The organism is Verticiella alkaliphila (assembly GCF_018904615.1).
GTDB classification, from domain to species: domain Bacteria; phylum Pseudomonadota; class Gammaproteobacteria; order Burkholderiales; family Burkholderiaceae_B; genus Verticiella; species Verticiella alkaliphila.
Window position 1 is genome coordinate 1 of sequence record NZ_JADCNH010000053.1, and the last position, 22,306, is coordinate 22,306.

Consider the following 22,306-nt stretch of genomic DNA (forward strand, 5'->3'; position numbering starts at 1 on the left):
CTGGATCTGGCCGTGGGCAACCTGCAGCCCATCGTGGACGTCACGCAGCACGCCACGCTCTTCCATGAGCGCTATGTGACGCGTGGCTGCGCCGCCGGCCGACCCGGCCGCTGTCGCGGTCCCGGCAGACAGCTCCATTGCCGCCCGCCTGGCCGACAGCGCGCAATCGTTCGTGGGCAATCTCTCGGGCGATGCTCAGGCGGCCGTCGCTTCCCTGCGCGACCTCTTCACCGGCGACACTGATCCCGCGCGACGCGTGGTCGACTGGCCGGCCGTGCTGGGCCAGCTGGGCGTGGTCATCCTCGCCACGGTCGCCGGTTTCATCGTCCTGCGCCTGCTCGCCACGGGCATCTTCCGCAAGTTGGATCGCTGGGTGGTGCGCCAGGGCGGCGCAACGCCACAGGAGCCGCCGCGTCGACATCGCCTCGCCGCGTTCGGCTCACGACTGGCCCACTTCTATACGCGCACCATCGCCATGGTGCTGGCACTCATCGTCGATGCCGCCGTCATCCTGCTCGCGGGTGCGCTGGGCTACGCCGTCTCCGCTTTCTGGGGCACGACGGGCGCGATGGGCACGTTCGACGCGCTCTTCGTGAACGCCTTCATCGCGGTCGAGCTGGCCAAGTGCCTGGTGCGGGTGGTCTTTGCCACGCGCTTCGAGCATCTGCGGCTGCTGCCCATGCCCGATGAAGTCGCGCGCTACTGGAATGCCTGGCTCGCCAACCTCATCACCGTGGCCGGTTACGGTCTGCTGGTGGTGGTGCCCATCGTCACGGTGGTGCTCGCGCCGGCCATCGGCCAGCTCTTTGGCCTCATCATCATGCTCGGCGTCTACATCTACGCCGTGACCGTGATCTGGCGCAACCGCGTCGTGCTGCGCGATCGCCTGATTCGCCGGGCCCAGCTCTCCAGCACGGCCTTCTTCGGCACGCTGCTGCGCATGCTGGCGCGTACCTGGCACATCCTCGCCATCGCCTATTTCACGATCCTCCTGATCGCGAGCCAGGTCGATCCGGCGGGGGCGCTGCCCTTCATGGCTGCGGCCACCGGCCAGACCTTGCTGGCCGTGGCGATCGGCATGCTGCTGTCGGCGTTGCTCACGGCCCTGCTCGCCCGTCGCATCCGCGTGGGCGAGGACATCCAGCGCCGGCTGCCGATGCTCGAGGCTCGCCTGAACGCCTACGTGCCGGCCGTGCTCAAGGGCGTGCGCCTGCTCATCCTGGTCGTGGTGGCGCTGGTCGTGCTCGATGCCTGGCACGTCTTCAACCTGTCGGCGTGGATCGCGTCCGAGAGCGGCTCGGCGGCCATCGGCACGCTGGTGCGCATCGGCATCATCCTGGGCATCGCCATGGTGGCCTGGACGGTGGTGGCGAGCATCATCGAGCATCGGCTGAACATCCCGGCCGAGGGCGACGTGACAGGCGCGCCCAGCGCCCGCGAGAAGACGCTGCTGTCGCTGTTTCGCAATGCCTCGCTGATCGTGATCGTCACCATGACGGTGCTGGTACTGCTCTCGCAGATCGGCATCGACATCGGCCCGTTGATCGCCGGTGCCGGCGTGGTGGGCCTGGCCATCGGTTTCGGTGCACAGGAACTGGTCAAGGACGTGATCACCGGCGTGTTCATCCAGATCGAGAACGGGATGAACCAGAACGACGTGGTCGAAGTGGCCGGCATTTTCGGCACGGTCGAGAAGATGACCATCCGCTCGGTCTACATCCGCACGCTCGATGGCGGCTATCACATGATCCCGTTCTCGCAGGTGGGTGTCGTCGCGAACCATATGCGCGACTTCTCCTACCACTGGGGCGAGTACACGGTGGCCTACCGCGAGAACGTGGACGACGTCGCCCACCACCTGCGTCAGGCCTACGCCGAGCTCCAGCAGGACGAAGTGCTCGCCAAGGAACTGCTCGAGGACATCACCATCGCGGGTGTCACCAAGCTGGACGAGCGCGGCTTCACCATCCGGGTCCTCATCAAGACGACCCCGGGCATGCAGTGGGCTGTGCAGCGTGCCTACAACCGCCTGGTCAAGAAGCACTTCAACGCAGCCAACATTGAGCTGCCGTACCCGCACACGGTGGTGTACTTCGGGCAGGACAAGCAGGGCAAGGCGCCTGCTGCGAACGTGCACACCATCGACGAGCGCGAGATCTTCGCCAACGACTCGGCGCCCGCCAACGGTGCCATGTTCCGGCCGCTGCAGGTCGACCGCGGACACAATCCGGCCGACGTGCTCGGCAATGAGCTGGAGACGGTGTACGACGACGATGGCAAGCGCAAGGAGCCGCCGGCACCCCAGCCCGAGCGGACATAGTCCCGGCCGCTTCAGGCCCGGGCCGAGCCCCTGACGGGGCCGCAGCCCGGGCCGGCGGCAGCCGGATTCTCTGAAGCTGTCATGCGAGCAGTGCCCCGGCCACCGCGCACAGCGCCACTACGGCGATGGGCGGCGTGCGCGAGAGCGTGAGCAGGCCGAAGGCGCTGAGCGCCACGGCGGCGTCTGCCCGCGAGATCACGGCGCTCGTGAAGACCGGGTCGTAAAGCGCCGCGCACAGAATCCCCACCACCCCCGCATTGATGCCGGCGACGGCGCGGCGGATGCCAGGCCGCTCGCGCAGCGTCTGCCAGAACGCCAGGGCGCTGACCACGAGCAGGAAGGCCGGCACGAAGATCGTGACGAGCAGCACCAGGCCGCCCACCCAGCCATGCAGCGGCCCCTGTGCCACGGCGCCCAGGTAGGCCGCCAGCGTAAAGAGCGGTCCGGGCACCGCCTGCGCTGCACCGTAGCCCGCCAGGAAGGCGTTGTCGTCGAGCACACCGAGCGGAATCAGGCTGCCCTGAAGCAGGGGCAATACGACATGGCCACCTCCGAAGACCAGCGTGCCGGCCCGGAATACGCCGTCGATCATGGCGATGGAGGTGGAGCCCGTGAGCCAAGCGGCCAGGGGCAGGGCGGCCAGCAAGGCGATCAGCAGCACGAAAGCCGTGAGGCCCGCCCGATGGGCCACCCGGGCAACGAGCGGTGTGCCCGTTGCCGAGGCGGGCGGGTCTAGCCAGCGCCAGCCGGTCAGCCCGGCGAGGGCGATGACGGCGAACTGCGCGCTCGCGTGCGGGACGACAAGGACGAAGCCCGCGGCCAGCAGCGCCAGCGCGGCCCGTGGGGTGTCGGGGCAGAGCGAGCGCCACATGCCCAGCACCGCATGCGCGACGATGGCCACGGCCGCAAGCTTCAGCCCGTGCACCCAGCCCGCCGCTGCGAGTGTCGGCTGCGTGCCGATGGCCATCCCAAACAGGATGAGCGCGATCGCGGAGGGCAGGGTGAAGCCAGCCCAGGCCGCGAAGGCGCCTGACCACCCGGCGCGCCCGAGCCCCAATGCCATGCCGACCTGGCTGCTCGCCGGGCCCGGCAGGAATTGGCACAGCGCGACCAGCTCGGCATACGCATGCTCGTCGAGCCAGCGGCGCCGCGTGACGAACTCGGTACGGAAGTAACCCAGGTGCGCGACGGGGCCGCCGAACGAGGTCAGCCCAAGTCGCAGGAAGACCAGGAAGACTTGCCAGGCGCTATGGCCAGGCGGCGAGAGGGGGGATGGCGACATGATGCTCAGGCAAATCGGCGCAACGCGCGCCGGTGACGCGTGAGCCTACGGGATTTGTATGACCCCTGCATGATCGACGAGGCGAGCCGGCGGCGGATCTCGCTCGCTCGGGTTCGCCGATTGCTTGATGGATTTTCAGCCTGCGGCAGTTTGGCATCCTATCAGCGTTGCTGTATATTCATCCAGTGGACACCCTACGCAAACTTTCCATCCTGGCCGATGCGGCCAAGTACGATGCCTCCTGTGCCTCGAGCGGCAGCGCCAAGCGCGACTCCGTGGGCGGCAAGGGCATCGGCTCGACCGAAGGTATGGGAATCTGCCACAGCTATACCCCGGATGGCCGGTGCGTGTCGCTGCTGAAGATCCTGCTCACCAATGTCTGCCAGTTCGATTGCCTCTACTGCGTCAATCGCAGCAGCAGCAACGTGCCGCGTGCCAAGTTCACGCCGCAGGAAGTCGTCGAGCTCACGCTCGACTTCTATCGGCGTAATTGCATTGAAGGCCTGTTTCTCAGCTCGGGCATCATTCGCTCGCCCGACTACACCATGGAACAGGTGGTGGAAGTGGCACGCAGCCTGCGCGAAGACCATGATTTTCGCGGCTACATCCACCTGAAGACGATTCCCGAGGCGAGCGAATCGCTGCTCGAGCGTGCCGGACGTTATGCAGATCGTCTCAGCATCAATGTCGAGCTGCCCACGCCCCAAGGCCTCGCCCAGCTGGCGCCCGAGAAGGATGCGCCCGGCATTCGTCGCACCATGGCGCGTTTGCGGCTGCACATCGACGAGGCCAAGGAGGCGGCGCAGCCTGCGGCCATGGTGTCGCGTGCCGGCGGGGCGCCCCGGCGTGCCAAGGCGCCAGGCTTCGCGCCGGGCGGGCAGAGCACGCAGATGATCGTGGGTGCCGATGACACCGATGATCGGGCCATCCTCGCCACCAGCGCGAATCTTTACGGAGCGTATCGCCTCAAGCGTGTGTACTACTCCGCCTTCAGCCCCATTCCGGACGCGGCCAAGGCCTTGCCGCTGCGCCCCGCACCGTTGATGCGTGAACATCGGCTCTACCAGGCCGATTGGCTCATGCGCTTCTACGGCTTCGCGCACGAGGAGATCGTGCCTTCGGGGGCAGGCATGTTGTCGCTGGACGTGGATCCGAAGCTGGGGTGGGCGCTCGCCAATCGTGACCGCTTCCCGATCGACCTGAACCGGGCGCCGCGTGAACTCCTGTTGCGTGTGCCGGGGCTGGGCGTGAAGTCCGTGGAGCAGTTCCTGCAGGCGCGGCGGGTGCGCCGGCTGCGGGTGGCGGATTTGTCCACCGCGCGCGTGCCGCTGCGCAAGGTCCTGCCCTTCGTGGTGCTCGCCGATCACTCCCCGGGCAAGGCCCTGGATGCCGCCGATCTCGCCCGTCGCTTCACCCGGGCTCCCGCCGCGGCGCCTGCGCCGGTGCAAGGCGATCTCTTCGCGGCCATGCCGGCCTGATCATGACGGCGCCGGCGCAAGCCTTGCTCACCGCCGAAGACGATTTCCCGGCGTTTCGCGCGGCGGCGCGCAGCTGGTTGAGTCGGGGCGTGGCACCCCATGATGTGCAGTGGCGGGTTGCGCCGCCAGCGGGCGAGGCTGGCGATCTCTTCACGGCGTTGGCCAGCGGTCCGGAGACTTTGCCGGCATCGACGTCGCTGTCGGCGCCACTGCCCAGTGTGCCGCGCGCCATGCTGGAACGCTTCGCACTGGCCAGTCTGCATCGCGATCCGGGGCGCTTCGATCTGCTCTATCGCGTGTTGTGGCGCCTGGCGCGCGAGCCTGGGTTGCGCGATGATCCCCTGGATCCAGATCTGGCCCAAGTGCATCGGCTTGCCCGTTCGGTGAGCCGCGATGTCCACAAGATGCACGCGTTCGTGCGATTCCGGCCCGTGCATGGCGAGAGCCCGGGCGAGGACGTGATCCATGTGGCGTGGTTCGAGCCGGATCACCACATCGTGCGCGAGGCTGCGCCGTTTTTCGCACGGCGCTTCACCACGTTGCGCTGGGCCATTCTCACGCCCGAGTGCAGCGTGCGCTGGGATGGTGAGACGCTTCATCACGGTCCGGGCGCTGAGCGTGAGGATGCGCCGGGGCCGGATGACGGCGAGGCGCTGTGGCTCGCGTATTACCAGAACACCTTCAACCCGGCGCGACTGAAGATCGCCACCATGACGCGCGAAATGCCGCGCCGGTATTGGCACAACCTGCCAGAGGCCGCGCTGATCGCGCCGCTGACGGATGCCGCAGCCGAGCGCACCGGCGCCATGCTGTCAGCCGAAGCCGCCGCGCCGCGCCGTGCGCGGCCGTGGGTGCGGCTGCAGCCCGAGGGCGCGCTTGCCTTGGGCGATCCGGATCTGCCCGCCGCGCTGCGCGTGCCGTTGCCCGTCGGACTGGGCGGCTTGCGCACGGCCGCCAATGCCTGTCGTGATTGTCCGATCGGCGAGCACGCGACCCAGGTCGTGTTCGGCGAAGGCCCGCGCGATGCGGGCCTCATGGTGGTGGGTGAGCAGCCTGGCGATCAGGAGGATCTGCGCGGCCGGGCATTCGTCGGTCCGGCAGGGCAATTGTTGGCACAAGCAATGAAAGAGCTTGGCTGGTCGCGCGAGCGCCTGTATCTCACCAACGCCGTCAAGCATTTCAAGTTTGAGCCGCGGGGCAAGCGGCGGATGCACAAGACGCCTGGGCAACGCGAGGTCGAGGCCTGCCTGCCTTGGCTGGAGCGCGAGATCGCGCTCGTGTCGCCGCGCGCGCTGGTGGCCCTGGGCGCCACGGCGGCGCGGGCGTTGCTGGGCGCGCCCGTGCCGGTGCAGGAAGTGCGCGGCCAGTGGCTGGCACGGCCTGATGGCCTACAGGTGCTGGTCACGCTACACCCGGCTGCCCTGTTGCGCGCCACCGACGGCCAGCCCGGACGGGGCTTCGACCAATGGCTCGAGGATCTGAGGCAGGCCGAGGCCTTCGCGCTGGCCTGAAGCGAGACGTGCACGGCGTCGGGCATGGCGAAGCGATCTTCCCGCTTGCAACAGCGGTGCGTCGGCGCCGGGTTGAGCTGACGCGTTATCGATACGCCGCGGGCAGCACGTCGGCGGTGACCGGCACGCCGAGCAGCCGCGATGCCACCCGGGCGAGCGCATCGGGATCGCCGCTCGTCACGAAGCGCGTCGTCCCTGGGGCGTCATCCTGACGTTCCGCACCGCACTCCTGAAGCACGCGCTGCAATTGACGGGCAACGGCGTCGCCCGTCTCCAGGATCGGCACATCTGCCCCCGCGCGGGCTGCGATGGCCTCGCGCAGGAATGGAAAGTGGGTGCACCCCAGCACCAGGACGTCGGCGCCTTCGGCCAGGACGGCGTCGACCGCCGGCGCCACCAGCGCCTCGGCTTGCGCACCGCTCACCATGCCTTGTTCGACGGCCAGCACCCAGCTCGGACACGGCTGGAGCACGATGCGGGCATGGGGTGCCTCACGTTGCACGAGGGCGCGAAAGCGCGGGCTCGCGAGCGTGCCCGTGGTCGCCATGACGCCGATCACCTGGGATCGCGTCAGCTTGGCGGCCGGCTTGATGGCCGGCTCGATGCCAACGATAGGCAGATCTGGATGGCGCTCACGCAGCACATTGATGGCTGCGGCCGTTGCCGTGTTGCACGGCACGGCGATGGCCTTGACGTCCTGGCTGACGAAGAAATCAGTCAGGGCAATCGCGCGCGCGACGATCGCGTGACGAGACTTCTCGCCGTAGGGCACGTACCCGGCATCGGCTACGTAGATCAACGTGTCGGCAGCCAGGCGGGTGCGGATGTCGCGCAGTACGGACAAGCCGCCCACGCCGGAATCGTAGATGCCGATGGGACGTCGGGCGAGCGGGAGGTCGGACATGGCGTGAGTCGCGGAGGGCGGCCGAGACGGCCGGTGGGGCAGGCGCCACGATATCGCAATTCGCCGTGCACTGCGCGTAGCGCGTGGCGCATCGGGTGCCGGCCACGACGGCAGAGGTCTGGCCATTACCGGGACCCGTGCGCCGCGTCGCCGATACCTATGCGTTGCGACTCGTCGCATCTCGTTGACCGCCGTTTCGGTCACGAGCCGGCGCGATTGCTAAGGTGCGGGCTCGACCTTGATCCCGTCCCACGTTTTGCGCCAGTCTGCCTCTTCCTCCGCTCCCTCTCCCACCGCCCGATCACTCGGCGGCCCCCCCACCGGTCAGCTCGACGCCCTGACGGCCCTTCGTGGCCTGGCCGCGCTCATCGTGGTGCTTTACCACTTCACGGGCGGTTTTCTGCCGAACCTGAATCTCAGCGAAACGACACAGTTCGTGCAGAAGGGCTATCTCTGGGTCGACCTTTTCTTCCTCCTGAGCGGCTTCATCATGATGCACGTGTACGGGCGCAGTTTCGGCCAAGGCTGGGACTGGGGTCGGACGCGGACCTACCTCTTCGCGCGGTTTGCGCGCATCTACCCGCTGCACGCCGTCATGCTCATGGGCTTCGTGACGCTGGAACTTGTCAAGATGGGGTTGCAAGCCGTAGGGGTGGGTGTCGGCGTGTTTCAGCCTTTCACGGGGGAGCGAACGGTGGGGTGGCTCTTTGCGCATCTCGGCATGCTGCACGCCGTGCTGCCGGCGGATTCGCTGACCTGGAACGGGCCGGCCTGGTCGATCGGGGCGGAGTGGGTGGCCTATCTCGTATTCCCGTTGGCGGCACTAGCCATGGCAGGGGTGCGAGGCATCGGGCATTGGCTCCTGGCGGGCGCCTTGGCGGTGCTGCTCATCGTCATTACCCAGGGCGGGCGGGATTTCGATGTGACGCACACCTATGGTGTGTGGCGCTGCCTGGCGGGATTCGGCCTGGGCATGTTGCTGTATCGGGGCGCCTGTCATCCGCTCGCGCGGCGGCTGTCGAGCGACGCGGTGGTAGGGGCAATGCTGCTGGCGCTGGCCGCGGCCATGCATCTGGGCGTGCGCGACGCCGCCATCGTGCCGCTCTTCGCCTTGTTGATCGTGGGTCTTGCGCACAATGCGGGCCGCGTGTCTGCGGCGCTCTCGGCGCGTGCGCTGGTGTTCCTGGGTGTGGTGTCGTATTCCGTCTATCTCTCGCACATGCTCGTGCTGGAGATCGTCAATGCGACGAGTCGGGCCATGACGGGCGAGCCCATCGGCCCGATGCTCGGCGTTGCAGGGTCGGTGGCGGTGCTCGTCGCCTTGGTGGCCGTGGTGTTGGCGTTGTCCGCCTGGCTGTATCGCCGGGTCGAAGCCCCGGCACGCCAGGCCTTGCGCGACAGCGCGTTTGCCCGCCGCTACGTCGATGCCGGGACGTCCGTGCGCCCCGGTCCGGCACGCCGCGCGACCACCTGAGATAGCGCGGCAGCCTCGATACCGTCAGGCAGGATCACTGGCCGGCGCCGTGGCTGGCGCCTGTGCCAGCAGCGTCTCGCGCGGATTGGCCAGTACCAGACGGCCAGCGACGACTTCCGAGAGCACGCGGCGATTGAACTCGCGCGTGACGGGCCAGCGGCCCTTGTCGGTGGTCCGGATCTGGCCGCCGATCGTCACAGTGGCACCGTCGATGGAATCTACGCCGAAGATGTCGAGCGGGCCGAGCATCAGGGGGCCGAACTTCGGATCGGCCTGCATCTCTTCCGCGTGTTTGCGCAGCAGCGCGAAGGTGGACTCCAGGTCGGTGGTGGGCACCACGTTGAGCTTGACGGGTGCCGTGCCCAGGCCGCGGTTGACGTTGTTCACCGTGGTGACCGAGCTGAACGGGATGATGTGCAGGGAGCCATCGCCGGCACGCAGGCGAACCGTGCGGATCGACAGGTACTCCACCGTGCCCGAGACGCCACCGACCGTCACCGAATCCCCCACTTGCATGGCATTCTCCATCAGGAGAAAGATGCCAGTGATGAAGTCGCGCACGAGGGTCTGTGAGCCGAAGCCCAGCGCCACGCCGATGATGCTGGCGCCGGCCAGTAGCGGCGCGGCATTGATGCCGAGCTCGCTCAGGGCCGTGAAGATGACGACCAGCCCGATCACGACGAGCACCACGGTGCGGATCATGGGCACCAGCGTGCGCAGGCGCGCCGCGCGTACGGCATCGCCGGCATCGACCCAGGTCTGGATGCGACGGCGCAGCGCGAGCGAGATGGACTCCCACACCACGATGGCGAGCACGGCAGCGATGCCGATCGTCCAGACGGCCGACAGCAGTCGGCGGCCCACCGTGCCCGCAGCGAACCAGCTGAAGGCTTCCAGCCCCCAGAGCTCGAACAGGATGACGAAGGTCGCCACGCCCACCACCACGTTGATCAGCCAGCGCAACCAGGCGTGATAGCGCTCGGCGCCACTGCTCAGGGCATGCTCGATGCGCGGGTTGGCGCGTTCGAACGAGCGATCCAGCGCACCCACCAGCAGGATCCAGAGCAGGCGTGCACCGGCCAGCACGGCTGCCGTCACGGCCAGGAAGTGGATGGCGCGCTGAAAGCCGTTGGGCACGCCGAGTGCCCAGACCACCCAGAACGTGAGGATGATGGCGGTGGCGGCGAACGGCCAGATCTCGGCGAGAAAGGCGCGGACCGGGCGCAGGCGGCCGGTGTGGTCACCGCTGCCGCGAATGGCCGCCTGAGCCTGCGTCCGGGTGGCGAACACCAGGGCGATCAGCATGAGATGCACGATCAGCGAGGTGGTCTTCATGATGAGCACGCGGATGTGCTCGCCGGCGCCCAGCTGGACCAGCACGTCGGCCGCCGCCACGCCGATCGCCATGACGATGAAGAGCACGATGGCGCGTCGATACAGCAGCATGGCCGTGGGCGTGCTGATGTGCACGAGCCGCAGCCCAGGCGAGGTGGGCGAGGCCATGAGACGGATGACGGCCATGGCGAGCCGCACGCTCACGTAGGCATTGAAGATCGGCAGCGTCACCGCCTGAAAGCGCGTGCCTTCGCCGCCTTGCAGGGCGGTGCCCAGCGAGACCGCGGCCAGGAAACCGATCAGGGGCAATACGCTCAGCAGGGCGTGGGCGAGGGCCCAGGGCAGGCGGCCCAGCAGGCCCCAGTGGTGCATCGCTTTGCGACGCTCCTGCAGGCGTTCGACAGCGGTCTCGCGAAGTGTGTGATGCAGGGCTGCCGTGGCTGCCGGATCTGCGGTGGGCGTGACCGCGGGCGCCGGTGCTGGTGCGGTGGCCTGGGCGGGCGCGGCGATCGGCACCGATGCCGTCACGGTGTCGGTGGCGACCATGCCGGCCGCGACGCGCGCCTGGGCCTCCGCGTCGGTCACCACGCTGGGCGAGCCGGACGGGTCGGTGACAATGGCCGGCGTCATGGCCGCGATCTCCGCTTCGCGTGCCGCCGCCCGGGCCTGGGCGCGCGCTTCCTGCGCGTCAGCCTGGGCGGCAACGAGGTGCCGCGCGCGGCGCAGCAACCGGATCAGGATGCCTTCGGCCAGCAGGGCTGCCGCCAGGATGCCGGCAAAGAGCAGCAGCCCTTGGAGCACATCCGCCCGCGCTTCATCGTCCGCCCACAGGGCCGACCACCAGGGTCCGAGCAAGCGCACGTCGCTGACGGCCGCGGTGGCCTGGGAGACTTCGTCGGCCAGGCCGTAGGCCCAGAGCTCCACGCGTGCGAACACCTGTGCGAGCAGGCCATCGGCGACGAGGGTCTGAGGCTCCTCGGGTGCGGCGGCAGGGGCAGGCTCCGGCGCAGGTTCGGGGGCAGGCGCGGCCGCGCTCTCGTCTGCCGCGGATTCGGCGGAGGATTCGGTTCGGGTATCGGGGGCGGGGGTCTCTGCGCGTGGCGGTGCAGCGGGTGCGCGCCGCGGCGCGTCGGCGCGGGCGCCGTCTGGCTGACAGCCAGGACCGGGAAGACAAGAGAGAGGGCAAAGATAACGGCTGAGAGGCGTCGTCGCATACGTCGGGGCAGTCGAAAGGCGCTGGCGGCGCGGGCAACCCCGACTGTACACCGCAGCTTTCATCGACGCGGCGCCTGTGCCAGGGCAGGCAGGAGCGCGGCAAAGGGCAAGCGGCATGCCCGGCGTATGGCGGCGCCGGGCGAGCGGGGCGCGAGCCCCCTTCCCGGCGACGACGGGTAAATGCCTCAAGCGGATGGTGTTGGTGGCCGGGCAGGCGCGCCTGCGCCGGCAGCCGCTTCAGACGCCCAGGTAGCGACCGATCTCGTCGGGTTGGTGCTGCAGCTCGGCTGCGCTGCCCTCCAGCACCATGCGCCCCTTTTCCAGGATGGCGAGGCGATCCGCGTTGGCCATGACCATGCGGTAATTGCGATCGACGACGACGGCCGCCAGCCCCGTGGCGCGGATCTCGCCCAGCACGCGCCAGATCTCCGCCACGATGAGCGGAGCCAGACCCTCGGTCGCTTCGTCCAGGATGATGGCGTCCGGATTGGTCATGAGGGCGCGCCCGATGGACAGCATCTGCTGCTCGCCGCCCGAGAGCTGTGAGCCGAGGTTGTCCAGGCGCTCCGCGAGGCGCGGGAAGGTGTCGAGGACCTTCTGCTCGGTCCATTCACGCTGGCCGCGCGTGCCGGCCCGTGCCGACATGATGAGGTTCTCGCGCACGCTCAACGTGGGGAAGATCCCGCGGCCTTCTGGCACATAGGCCGTGCCCTGGCGCGCTGCCTGATACGGCTTGCCCTGGGAAAGATCACGCCCCTGCATCACGATGCGCCCGGAGCGCTGTTTCACCAGGCCCAGCAGGGTGCGGATCAGCGTGGTCTTGCCCATGCCGTTGCGCCCGAGCAGGCCGACGGTCTCGCCTGCGGCGAGCCGGAAGTTCACGCCGTGCAGGATGTGGCTGCTGCCGTACCAGGCATGCACGTCGGTGGCATCGATGAGCAGGCTGGAGGCGCCCGGTTGGGTGCGTGCCGCGCGGGCAGGTGCTGATTCTGGGTTGTGAACGGCGCTCATGCATGCTCTCCCAGATAGGCGCGCTGCACGTCGGCATTGGCGCGCACGGCGTCCGGCGTGTCCGAGGCGATGACGGCGCCGTTGACCATGACGGTGATGCGGTCGGCGACGGCGAAGACGGCGTCCATGTCGTGCTCCACTAGCAGGATGGCGTGGCCCTGGCGCAAGCCGCGCAGCAGATTGAGCATGCGGTCGGACTCTTCGGGTCCCATGCCGGCGAGCGGCTCGTCCAGCAGCAGCACACGGGGGTTGGTGGCCAGACACATGGCCACTTCGAGTTGGCGCTTCTGGCCGTGGGACAGGCCTGCGGCCGGCACCTTGGCCATTTGCGTCAGCCCGGCACGCTCCATGGCGTCGTCGGCCTGCGACTGGCTCTGCGCACACGCCTGTGCGCTCTCCCAGAATTGCCAGGGGCGTTGCGCATGCGCCTGGGCGGCCAGACGGCAGTTCTCGCGCACGGTGAGCGGCGGGAAGATGTTGTTGCGCTGGTAGCTGCGGCCCAGCCCGGCCTGGGCGCGGCGTGGCTGCGACCAACGGCTCACGTCCTCGCCCAGCAGGCGCACCTGCCCGCTGGTGGGGGCGAGCTCGCCGGAGAGCAGGTTGATGAGGGTGGACTTGCCGGCACCGTTGGTGCCGATCACCGCATGAATCGCATCGGGTGCCAGGCTGAGGGAAACGTCACTCACGGCCTGGAGCGCGCCGAAGCGTCGGCCCAGGCCGCGGGCCTCGAGCAGCGCTGCGGGTGCGGGTTGAGCCTGCCGCGTGGCCAGGGTGTCGCGGGGTTGCGCGCTCATGAGGACACCTCTTCCGTGTTGCCGCGTGCGGCAGGTGCCGCGCTCTTGCGGGCGCGTCCATGGCGCAGACTGGCCAAGCCGCCGACGAGCCCATTGGGCATGACAGCGACGACGAGGATGATGAAGCCGCCCAGCAGCAGTTGCCATTGACGCGTGATGGCCTGGAACCACTCGGACAGCAGCACGAAGGTGATGGCACCGATCAGGGCGCCCGGCAGGCTGCCCAGCCCGCCCAGGATGATCATCATGAGCGAATTCGCCGACTGGTGCCAGGACGCCATCTCAGGGTTCACATAGCCGTGCTGGGTGGCGTAGAGGAAGCCCGCCAGACCGGCGAAGGCGCCGGCGATGACGAAGCTCGCGAGCTTGTACAGATCCGTGCGAAAGCCGGCGGCCCGCATGCGCTGCTCGTTGTGCTTGATCCCGATGAGCGCATGGCCCAGGCGCGAGCGCAGCACGAGGCTCAGGATGAGCACGGTGAGCCCCAGCATGAGGACGTTGAACCAGTACAGGTGGGTCGCGTCGCCAAGATCCAGCGGCAGCCAGCTGCCAATGGCGAATTCGGGCCGGAAGTAGATGTACGTGCCGTCGCTGCCCCCGAAAAGCGGGAAGTCGTGCAGCACGAAGTACACGAGCTGCGCGAAGGCCAGCGTCACCATGATGAAGTAGATGCCTTTGGTACGCAGCACGAGCATGCCGATCAACAGCGCGAGCACGGCGGCGCACAGCACGGAGGCGGGCAGCAGCCACCAGCCGCTCGCGGGTCCGTTCTGCGGCGCCATGACCGCCACGAAGTAGGCGGCCGCAGCAAAGAACGCGGCATGGCCCAGGCTCACCAGGCCAGTGAAGCCCACCAGCAACTGCAGGCTCAGCGCCAGGATGGCGAGGATGATGATGCGAATCCCCAGTTCCATATGGAAAGGGGTGCCGATGGGGGCGGGCAGCAGGGGCAGCAGGGCGATGACGCCCAGTGCCACGACCCAGCCCAGGATGCGAAAGCGCGTGGTCATGGCGTCAGGTTCCTTGCTTGAAGAGGCCCTCGGGGCGCCAGATCAGGATGATCGCCATCAGGACGTAGATGAGTGCGCCCGAGGCTTCCTGCCAGAACACCTTGCCGAAGGTATCGACGAAACCAATGAGCAGGGCGGCGACGAGCGCGCCCTTGACCGAGCCGATGCCGCCGATCACGACGACCACGAAGCAGATGATGATGATGGAGTGACCCATGTTCGGGTAGACCGAGGCCACGGGCGCGGCGATCATTCCGGCGAACACGGCCAGCGCCACGCCGCCCGCGAACACCAGTCGATACAAGAGCGAGATGTTGATGCCGAGCGACTGGACCATGTCGCGGTCCGTAGCGCCGGCACGCACCATCATGCCCAGACGGGTTTTCTTGATGAGGAAGTACATCCCCGCCGCGAGCGCCAGGCACACGCCGGAGAGGAATAATCGATAGATCGGGTAGGTCATGCCGTGGCCGATTTCCACCCCCCCGGCAAGCCAGCTGGGCACGGGCACGCCATGCACGTCGTCGCCCACGAGGATGCTGCGCAGCGCCTCGAAGACCAGGATGAGGCCGTATGTCATGAGCACCTGCTGCAAGTGCTCGCGCTCGTACAGGAAGCTGAAGAAGCCCCATTCGAGCAGGTAGCCCAGCGCCACGGCCAGCACGATGCCGATCACCAGGGACAGGACGAAATTACCCGTGAGGGAGGACAGCGTGAAGGCCAGGTAGGCGCCGATCATGTAGAACGAGCCGTGGGCCAGATTGATGACGCCCATGATGCCGAAGATGAGCGTGAGGCCGCTGGCGATGAGAAAGAGCAGCAGGCCGTACTGGACGCTGTTCAGGCACTGGATCAGGAAAGTCGTCAGGTCCATGGAGCGAATCGCAAGGAGAGGAACCGCCCGGGGTCGGGCAGGCCCGCGACGACCCGTCCGTCCGTCGGATGACGACGGCCGGCGGGCGCTGCCGCGGTGCTGGAGTCAGGAAGTGCCGGGTTTACATGCGGCAGCCGCGTGCCGGGTCTTCCAGGTTCTCGATGGCGACGTTCACCAGCTGGTTCTGGCCGTTCTTCACCTCGCGCAGGTAGAAATCCTGCACCGGGTTGTGGGCCTTGGACATGCTGAACTCACCGCGCGGGCTCATGATCTGCGCCGAGGCCATGCCCTTGACGACCGCGTCGCGGTTCTTGATGTCGCCGTTGGCGGCCTGCAGGCCGGCGGCGAGCAGTTGGGCGGCATCGTAGCCCTGCACGGCATACACGTCCGGCTGGATCGTGTGCTTGGCCGAGTAGGCGGCACGGAAGGCCTTGTCCTTGGCGTTGTCCAGACCGTCGGCGTAGTGCAGCGTGGTGAGCAGACCGTTGGCCGCCTCGCCCTGCGCTTCGAGCGTGCCGTCCGTGAGGAAGCCCGGGCCGTACAGCGGGATGGTGTTCTTCAGGCCGGCGGCGGCGTAGTCGCGCACGAACTTCACCGCACCGCCGCCTGCGAAGAACACGTACACCGCATCGGGCTTCAAGGACGCGATCTCGGTGAGCAGCGCCTGGAATTCAACGTTGGGGAAGGGCACGTTCAGCTCGCGCAGCACCTTGCCGCCCTTGGACTCGAAGCCTTCCTTGAAGCCGCGCACGGATTCGTCACCCGCGGCGTACTTCCACGTCACGGTCACGGCCGTCTTGTGCTTCTGGCGATCCGCGGCCACCACGCCCATGGCGTAGGCCGGCTGCCAGTTGGAGAACGAGCTGCGGAAGATGTTGGGGGCACAGAGCGGGCCGGTGATGGCGTCGGCGCCGGCGTTGGGCACGATCAGGAGCGTGTCGCTGTCCTTGGCGACCTTGGCCATGCCCATGGCTACGCCCGAGTGGACGGTGCCCACGAGAACGTCGACGGCGTCGCGCTTGACCAGGCGGTTGGCGTTCTCGGGCGCCTTGGCCGGATCGGACTCGTCGTCGACCTTGAAGAACTCGATCTCCCGGCCGGCGAGCTTGCCGCCCTGCTCATCGACATACAGACGGAAGCCATTCTCGATGGCAGTGCCCAGCGCGGCATAGGTGCCGGTGAAGGGCAGCATCAGGCCCACTTTGACCTTGTCCTGGGCATGGGCGAAAGAGCCCGCGCTGGCGGCAAGGCAGGTGACGGCGAACTGCAGCAGCGTGCGTTGAAAGCGCGATTTCATGGTGTCTCCATGGTCGTTGTGTGAAGCCCTGATCTACGCCAGGGTCGGGTTGTGGACGGTGCGGTGGCGCCGCAGAAATTCCGTGGTCGCCAGTATGACGGCACTCGGCTGATCGCGGTGCGGAGAATGCCCGCAATCGGCCAGTTTCAGCAGTTCGCAGTGCGGAACGGCGGCGGCGATCCCCTCGATTTGCGCCATCGTACCGTACTCATCATCATGGCCTTGTACGGCCAGAATCGGGCATTGGATGCCAGGCAGCGAGCCCTGGATGTTCCAGGCGCGAAAGGCCGGATCGAGCCAGACGTCGTTCCAGCCCCAGAAGGCCGAATCCGGGTCGTCGTGATAGCGCGCGAGCTTGCTGCGCAGGCTCGTCGTGACGTAGCCGTCGCGCGCCTGTTCGATGCTGCGGATCGTCATGTCCTCGACGACGATGTGCGGCGCGGCGACGATCACACCCGCCACGTGGGCCGGACAGGCCGCGGCATGCAGCAGGGCGATCGACGCTCCATCGCTGTGGCCATAGAGCCATGGACGATCCTGGCGGGTATCGATGCCCAGCGCGGCAAAGAATGCGGGGAGGAAATCCTGCGCCTGGTGGTGCATGAAATCCACTGGCCAGCGCTCGTGCCCGCCGCGCGGCGACGAGGCCCCATAGCCCCAACGCGAGAACACCAGCCCGCGACAGCCGGCCGCCTCGCACAGTTGACGCGGAAAATCGCGCCACATCGTGATGGAGCCCAGGCCCTCGTGCAGGAAGACGAGCAGCGGCGCATCGCGGCGCTCAGCGCTGATGCGCTGATACTCGATGCGATCCGAGCGCCCGTTCCAGTCGACGGTCACGAACTCGCGCGGTGCGGCGTCGGCTCCAGCGTCCACGGCGATCACCGCCGGCGCGGCTGTCACGCCGCTTCTCCGCGCGCTTCGGTCTCGCGCAGGCGGAAACGCTGGATCTTGCCTGTGGCCGTCTTGGGCAGTTCCTCCACGAAGGCCATGAGGCGCGGATAGCAGTGCGGTGGCAGACGGCTCTTCACGAACGCCTTGAGTTCGTCCTCGAGGGCAGCATCCGCCTGACGACCGGGCTTCAATACGATGAAGGCCTTGGTGCGCGTGAGGCCGTTGTCGTCGGGCACGCCGATCACGGCGGCTTCGAGGACGTCAGGGTGCTGCACCAGCGTGCCCTCCACGCTGAAGGGCGACACGTACTGGCCGCTGACCTTCAACATGTCGTCGCTGCGCCCGGCGTAGGTGTAGTAGCCGTCGGCATCACAACTGTATTTGTCGCCACTCTTGGTCCAGCTGCCCTGGAAGGACTCGCGGGATTTGTCGCGGTTGTTCCAGTACATGATGGCCGAGCTTGGGCCGCGAATGTAGAGATCGCCGATCTCGCCCACCGGCACCGGGCGGCCGTCTTCGCCGCGCAACTCCACCTCGTAGCCTTCGACCGGACGGCCGGTCGTGCCATAGCGCACGTCGCCCGGACGATTGGACAGGAAGATGTGCAGCATCTCGGTCGAGCCGATGCCGTCGATGATCTCGCAGCCGAAGTGACGGGTGAAGCGCTCGCCGATGTCGCGCGGCAGCGCTTCGCCTGCCGAGGAGCACAGGCGCAGCGCGACCTGATCGCGTGCGGGCAACGCGGGCGACGCGAGCATGCCGGCATAACCGGTGGGTGCGCCACAGAAGATGGTGGGGCGATGCGCCGTCAGGCGCTGGAAACAGGCGTCTGGCGTGGGGCGATCGGGCATGAGCACCACGCTCGCGCCCACCGACAGCGGAAAGCTCAGCGCATTGCCCAGGCCATAGGCGAAGAAGAGCTTGGCCGCCGAATAGACCACGTCGTCCTCGGTCATGCCGAGCACGGGGCGCGCGTAGAGCTCAGCTGTCCAATAGGGATTTCCGTGGGTGTGCACCGTGCCCTTCGGGCGGCCGGTGGATCCGGACGAATACAGCCAGAACGCCGGCTCGTCGGCCCAGGTGCGGGCAGGCTGAGCCAGGGGCGCCTGGGCCTCGATGAAGGCAGCCAGGTCGTGTGAGCCTTCCGGCAACGCCCCGGTGGGGCGCGACACCAGGATCGTGCCGACCTCGTGATCGCCCCTGGCCAGCGCCTGTTGCAGCACCGGCAGCAAGGCTCCCGACACGATGGCGGCCTGCGCGCGGCTGTTGGCCAGCATGTAGGCGTAGTCGTCCGCCGTGAGCAGCGTATTGACGGCGACGGGCACGACGCCCGCGTACATGGCACCCAGGAAACTCACCGGCCAGTCGTTGACGTCCTGCATGAGCAGCAGCACGCGCTCTTCGCGCCGCAGGCCGAGCGCGCGCAGGCCGCCGGCCATGCGGCGGATGCGATCGGCAAGCTGGCCGTACGTGAGCGTGCCGGCGTCATCGATATAGGCAGTCTTGTCCTGCCGGGTGGCGTTGCGCTCGATCAGGAACTGCGCGTAGTTGAACTGGGCGGGGGGCGCTTCTGGCAGCGTCATGATGTGTCTCCTCTTGCCTCTTGCCTCGTGCCCGGCGCTAGCGGGCGAACGGCGTACTCGCCGCAGTCACGGCATCGATTGCCGCAGTCTCGGCCTGGATGGCGCTGCGACGGTGGTAGAACCCCAGCGCGCGCAGGCCGCCGAGCTCCTCGCCGCCGCCGGCGCGACCTGGGCCGCCATGCAGCGACATCGGCATGACGTTGCCGTGGCCAGTCTGCACCGCAGCTACCTCGGGCGAGATCGCATGCACGCGGCCATGACTGTCGGCCAGGGCGAGTGCCGTCTCGGCAATCTGGGCGGCGTCTGCGCTGTAGACGGAGGCGACGAGCGAGCCCTCGCCGCGACGGATGAAGTCATAGGCCTGCTCAAGCCCGTCGTACGGCATGAGGGTGGCGACCGGGCCGAACACTTCCACGGCATGCACCCGATCGGCCGTGGCCGGCGAGCGCGTGCCCAGAAGGACCGGGCCGATGCAGGCGGCGATGGCGGGGTCGGCGTCCACGAGCGGCGCGCTCGCGCCATCGTGCAACACGTCCGTCTGCCCCCGCAGTTCGGCCAGGCCAGCCTTGACGTTGTCCAGTTGCTCGCGGCTCACCAGCGCGCCCATGCGCACGGTGTCGTTACGCGGGTTGCCCACGGTGACCTTGGCCAGCTTGGCGCTGATCGCCTGCGCGACCGCGTCGTAGTGCGCGGCCGTCACGAGCACGCGGCGGATCGCCGTGCACTTCTGGCCCGACTTCACCGTCATTTCGCGGGCCACTTCGGCCACGAGCAGATCGAAGGCCGGCGTGCCAGGGGCGGCATCCGGCAGCAGCAGCGCCGAGTTCAGGCTGTCCGCCTCGATGTTGGCGCGCACGGAAAGCTGCGCCACGGCCTTGTGGCTGCGGATCACCCCTGCGGTCTCGGCGGAGCCCGTGAACGACACCACGTCGAAAGGCTTGAGCGCATCCATCAGGCCCTGGGAGCTGCCGCACACCACGGAGATGGCGCCGGCGGGCAGCACGCCCGCTTCGACCACGTCCGCCACCATGCGCTGCGTGAGCCAGGCCGTGGCCGTGGCGGGCTTGACGATGACCGGCACGCCGGAGAGCAGGGCAGGCGCGGCCTTTTCCCACAGCCCCCAGGCCGGGAAGTTGAACGCGTTGATGAAGAGGGCCACGCCGCGCGTGGGCACGAGCACGTGCTGCGACAGGAACGCGGGCTCCTTGCTCATGCGGGCCGGGGCCCCGTCCGACAGGGCGCGCACGTCGCCCAGAGCCTCGCCCCAGCGTGCGTACTGGCCGATCGTGAAGATGGCGCCATCGATATCGACGCCGGAGTCCTTCTTCGTGGTGCCCGAATTGGCCGTGGCGATCTCGTAATAGGCGTCGCGGTTGGCCTGCAGCACCTTGCCGATGGCCGCCAGGAGGCCCGCGCGCTCGCGGTAGGTCATGGCGCGCAGGGCGTTGCCGCCCGTCTCGCGAGCGAACGTGAAGCCGTCGGCCAGATCCAGGCCGGCGCTGCTCACCCGGGCGAGTTCGGTGCCGAGCACCGGATCCAGCAGCGGGGTGCCTTGGCCGGTGCCAGCTTGCCAACGACCGGAAAGATAGTTCTGGAGTAGATTCATGCGCGGGTGAACTCGATGCGCCCTTCGGGCAGGAAATACATCACCAGGGCGCGGCCCTGGCGGACGGTGGGGCTGTGCGCGCTGCCGGGCGGGTAGACTTTCCAGCCCGCGGGCGTGCCGTCGAACTGGGCGTCCGGCGTGAGCGGCATGACGAGATCGATCTCGCCGGTGGGGTGGGCGTGATGCGGGCCTGCAATGTCCTGCATGTCCACCACGTCAACGGAGAAGCCGTCCGTCTCGGGGCTTGGCTTGATGACGCGGCCGTAGCGGATGCCGCCGGCCTCGTGCTTGCACATCCAGCCTTCGGCAATGCCGGTGGTACAGGCCTCCTGCATGTCGCGGAACCAGTCGGATTCGGCGCCGTAGGTGGCGTTCAGCCAGGTTTGCAGGTCCGCGTCGAGCGGGCGGCCGGCCAGTTGCCGGGTCATGGTCTGAACGAGTGAATTAAACTGCGTCGTCATGGCGGTAAGACTCTCCTCAGCGGGGCAGCATCCGTCGTGAAGACAGGATTGACGGCTGGGTGATTGCATGGTCTCATGCAGTATCCTGCATATGTGAGCCAAAGATACGCGGCGCCAGTTTTGAGTGTCAAGCAAAATACTGCATGTCCGGGTAAACACTGATGAGCGGGTGACGCGCCTGCCTAGTGGTGATCCCAGGACGTGCCTTTCCAAGAACCATGACTGATCCCGTCCTCTCGCCGTCCGCCGCCAAACCGCCGTTCCTGCTCGCCCTGGGTGAGCGCATCCGGAACCTGCGTGCTCGCCGCGGTCTTACCCGCAAGGCGACCGCGCTCGCCGCCGACATCTCCGAACGCCACCTGGCGAACCTGGAACTCGGCACGGGCAACGCGTCCATCCTGGTATTGGTGCAGGTGGCGCAGGCCCTGCAGTGCTCGCTGGCCGAATTGGTCGGCGACGTCACGACGTCCAGCCCGGAGTGGCTGCTCATCCGCGAACTGCTGGAAGGCCGCAGCGAGCGCGAACTGCAACGCGCGCGTTTGCAGCTCGCCGAGCTCTTCGGCGGCGCGGGCGATAGTCGCGCGCGAGCGGCGCGCATTGCGCTGGTGGGCTTGCGGGGCGCGGGCAAGTCGACGTTGGGTCGCATGCTGGCCGAGGACTTGGGCTACCCCTTCATCGAACTCAGCCGCGAGATCGAGAAGGTCGCCGGCTGCAGCATCGTCGAGATCCACTCCCTGTACGGCGCCACGGCCTACCGTCGCTACGAGCGCCGGGCGCTGGAAGAGACTGTGCAGATCCATCCTGAAGTGGTCATCGCCACGCCAGGCGGTCTGGTGTCGGATCCGGCTACCTTCAATCAGCTGCTGTCGCACTGCTACACGGTGTGGCTGCAGGCGGATCCGGAAGACCACATGCGTCGCGTCGTCGCCCAGGGCGACTTCCGGCCGATGTCGGGCAGCAAGGAAGCGATGGAGGACTTGCGCAGGATTCTCGAGGGACGGGCGGGGTTCTACGCCAAGGCGGACATGACGTACAACACCAGCGGGCATTCGCTGGATGAGACGTTCGCTGGGCTGCGATCGGCGGTGCGGCAGCGGACCGGGATGATGGATTGGGCGGCTTGAAGGTCGTCATTCTTTTCTGATGGGCTGCGAGGTGGTGTCTCGCTGCAAACCCCTTTTGAGTTCTTGAGGCGCCGTCGGTGCGGGTGCGCTGGGCGGGGCCGGTCGCGCGGCCGGGCCTGAACGGCCCGGCTGC

General features: G+C 67.9%; 17 protein-coding genes. 5 read left to right on the top strand and 12 right to left on the bottom strand.

Going from position 1 to position 22,306, the window contains the following annotated elements; translation table 11 throughout:
• The first annotated feature begins 82 nt into the window (after window positions 1-82).
• Complete coding sequence (locus IMZ29_RS23420) at window positions 83-2,320, top strand: mechanosensitive ion channel domain-containing protein (protein WP_216187737.1); 2,238 nt, start codon at window positions 83-85, stop codon at window positions 2,318-2,320.
• 79 nt (window positions 2,321-2,399) lie between these two features.
• Here IMZ29_RS23420 and chrA read toward each other — a convergent pair whose 3' ends face one another.
• Entirely contained in the window at window positions 2,400-3,602 is a 1,203-nt protein-coding gene (gene chrA, locus IMZ29_RS20650; protein WP_216187740.1) for a chromate efflux transporter, read from the bottom strand.
• A gap of 185 nt (window positions 3,603-3,787) precedes the next feature.
• Between chrA and IMZ29_RS20655 the strand changes: the two genes are divergently transcribed.
• Both IMZ29_RS20655 and IMZ29_RS20660 read left to right on the top strand, forming a co-directional pair.
• The gene (locus IMZ29_RS20655; RefSeq protein ID WP_216187743.1) at window positions 3,788-5,080 is read left to right on the top strand and encodes a putative DNA modification/repair radical SAM protein; all 1,293 of its coding nucleotides are present in this window, start codon (window positions 3,788-3,790) and stop codon (window positions 5,078-5,080) included.
• A 2-nt stretch (window positions 5,081-5,082) separates the two neighbouring features.
• On the top strand, window positions 5,083-6,591 hold the full coding sequence (locus IMZ29_RS20660) for a UdgX family uracil-DNA binding protein (RefSeq protein ID WP_216187745.1): 1,509 nt from the start codon (window positions 5,083-5,085) through the stop codon (window positions 6,589-6,591).
• An 85-nt stretch (window positions 6,592-6,676) separates the two neighbouring features.
• On the opposite strand, the gene murI is transcribed toward IMZ29_RS20660, so the two are convergent.
• Complete coding sequence (murI, locus tag IMZ29_RS20665) at window positions 6,677-7,495, bottom strand: glutamate racemase (protein WP_216187748.1); 819 nt, start codon at window positions 7,493-7,495, stop codon at window positions 6,677-6,679.
• A 256-nt stretch (window positions 7,496-7,751) separates the two neighbouring features.
• Between murI and IMZ29_RS20670 the strand changes: the two genes are divergently transcribed.
• Window positions 7,752-8,969 carry an acyltransferase family protein gene (locus IMZ29_RS20670; RefSeq protein WP_253207337.1) on the top strand — a complete coding sequence of 406 codons (1,218 nt, stop codon included), beginning with the start codon at window positions 7,752-7,754 and terminating at the stop codon, window positions 8,967-8,969.
• 24 nt (window positions 8,970-8,993) lie between these two features.
• On the opposite strand, the gene IMZ29_RS23425 is transcribed toward IMZ29_RS20670, so the two are convergent.
• From IMZ29_RS23425 to IMZ29_RS20720, 10 genes are all read right to left on the bottom strand, one after another.
• Window positions 8,994-11,228 (bottom strand): mechanosensitive ion channel domain-containing protein, encoded by a 2,235-nt coding sequence (locus IMZ29_RS23425; RefSeq protein WP_216187754.1) that lies wholly within the window; start codon window positions 11,226-11,228, stop codon window positions 8,994-8,996.
• A 528-nt stretch (window positions 11,229-11,756) separates the two neighbouring features.
• Window positions 11,757-12,530 carry an ABC transporter ATP-binding protein gene (locus IMZ29_RS20680; RefSeq protein WP_216187756.1) on the bottom strand — a complete coding sequence of 258 codons (774 nt, stop codon included), beginning with the start codon at window positions 12,528-12,530 and terminating at the stop codon, window positions 11,757-11,759.
• Window positions 12,527-13,324: an ABC transporter ATP-binding protein gene (locus IMZ29_RS20685; RefSeq protein WP_216187758.1), complete on the bottom strand. Its 798-nt coding sequence runs from the start codon at window positions 13,322-13,324 to the stop codon at window positions 12,527-12,529. Before IMZ29_RS20685 ends, IMZ29_RS20680 begins: the two co-directional genes overlap by 4 nt.
• Window positions 13,321-14,334 (bottom strand): branched-chain amino acid ABC transporter permease, encoded by a 1,014-nt coding sequence (locus tag IMZ29_RS20690; protein ID WP_216187760.1) that lies wholly within the window; start codon window positions 14,332-14,334, stop codon window positions 13,321-13,323. The genes IMZ29_RS20685 and IMZ29_RS20690 overlap by 4 nt, the downstream gene beginning before the upstream one ends.
• A 4-nt stretch (window positions 14,335-14,338) precedes the next feature.
• Window positions 14,339-15,208, bottom strand: coding sequence for a branched-chain amino acid ABC transporter permease (locus IMZ29_RS20695; protein ID WP_216187762.1), 870 nt, complete (start codon window positions 15,206-15,208; stop codon window positions 14,339-14,341).
• A 121-nt stretch (window positions 15,209-15,329) separates the two neighbouring features.
• The gene (locus IMZ29_RS20700; RefSeq protein ID WP_216187764.1) at window positions 15,330-16,505 is read right to left on the bottom strand and encodes an ABC transporter substrate-binding protein; all 1,176 of its coding nucleotides are present in this window, start codon (window positions 16,503-16,505) and stop codon (window positions 15,330-15,332) included.
• 33 nt (window positions 16,506-16,538) lie between these two features.
• Window positions 16,539-17,408, bottom strand: coding sequence for an alpha/beta fold hydrolase (locus tag IMZ29_RS20705; protein ID WP_371820379.1), 870 nt, complete (start codon window positions 17,406-17,408; stop codon window positions 16,539-16,541).
• On the bottom strand, window positions 17,405-18,982 hold the full coding sequence (locus tag IMZ29_RS20710) for a benzoate-CoA ligase family protein (protein WP_216187766.1): 1,578 nt from the start codon (window positions 18,980-18,982) through the stop codon (window positions 17,405-17,407). The genes IMZ29_RS20705 and IMZ29_RS20710 overlap by 4 nt, the downstream gene beginning before the upstream one ends.
• Window positions 18,983-19,019: 37 nt before the next feature.
• Window positions 19,020-20,588, bottom strand: coding sequence for a 3,4-dehydroadipyl-CoA semialdehyde dehydrogenase (locus IMZ29_RS20715; protein ID WP_216187769.1), 1,569 nt, complete (start codon window positions 20,586-20,588; stop codon window positions 19,020-19,022).
• Window positions 20,585-21,049, bottom strand: a complete 465-nt coding sequence (locus tag IMZ29_RS20720; RefSeq protein ID WP_216187782.1) for a DUF4863 family protein — start codon at window positions 21,047-21,049, stop codon at window positions 20,585-20,587. Before IMZ29_RS20720 ends, IMZ29_RS20715 begins: the two co-directional genes overlap by 4 nt.
• Before the next feature lie 218 nt (window positions 21,050-21,267).
• Here IMZ29_RS20720 and IMZ29_RS20725 point away from each other — a divergent pair, with 218 nt between their 5' ends.
• Complete coding sequence (locus tag IMZ29_RS20725; protein WP_216187784.1) at window positions 21,268-22,173, top strand: helix-turn-helix transcriptional regulator; 906 nt, start codon at window positions 21,268-21,270, stop codon at window positions 22,171-22,173.
• The last annotated feature ends 133 nt before the right edge of the window (window positions 22,174-22,306 follow it).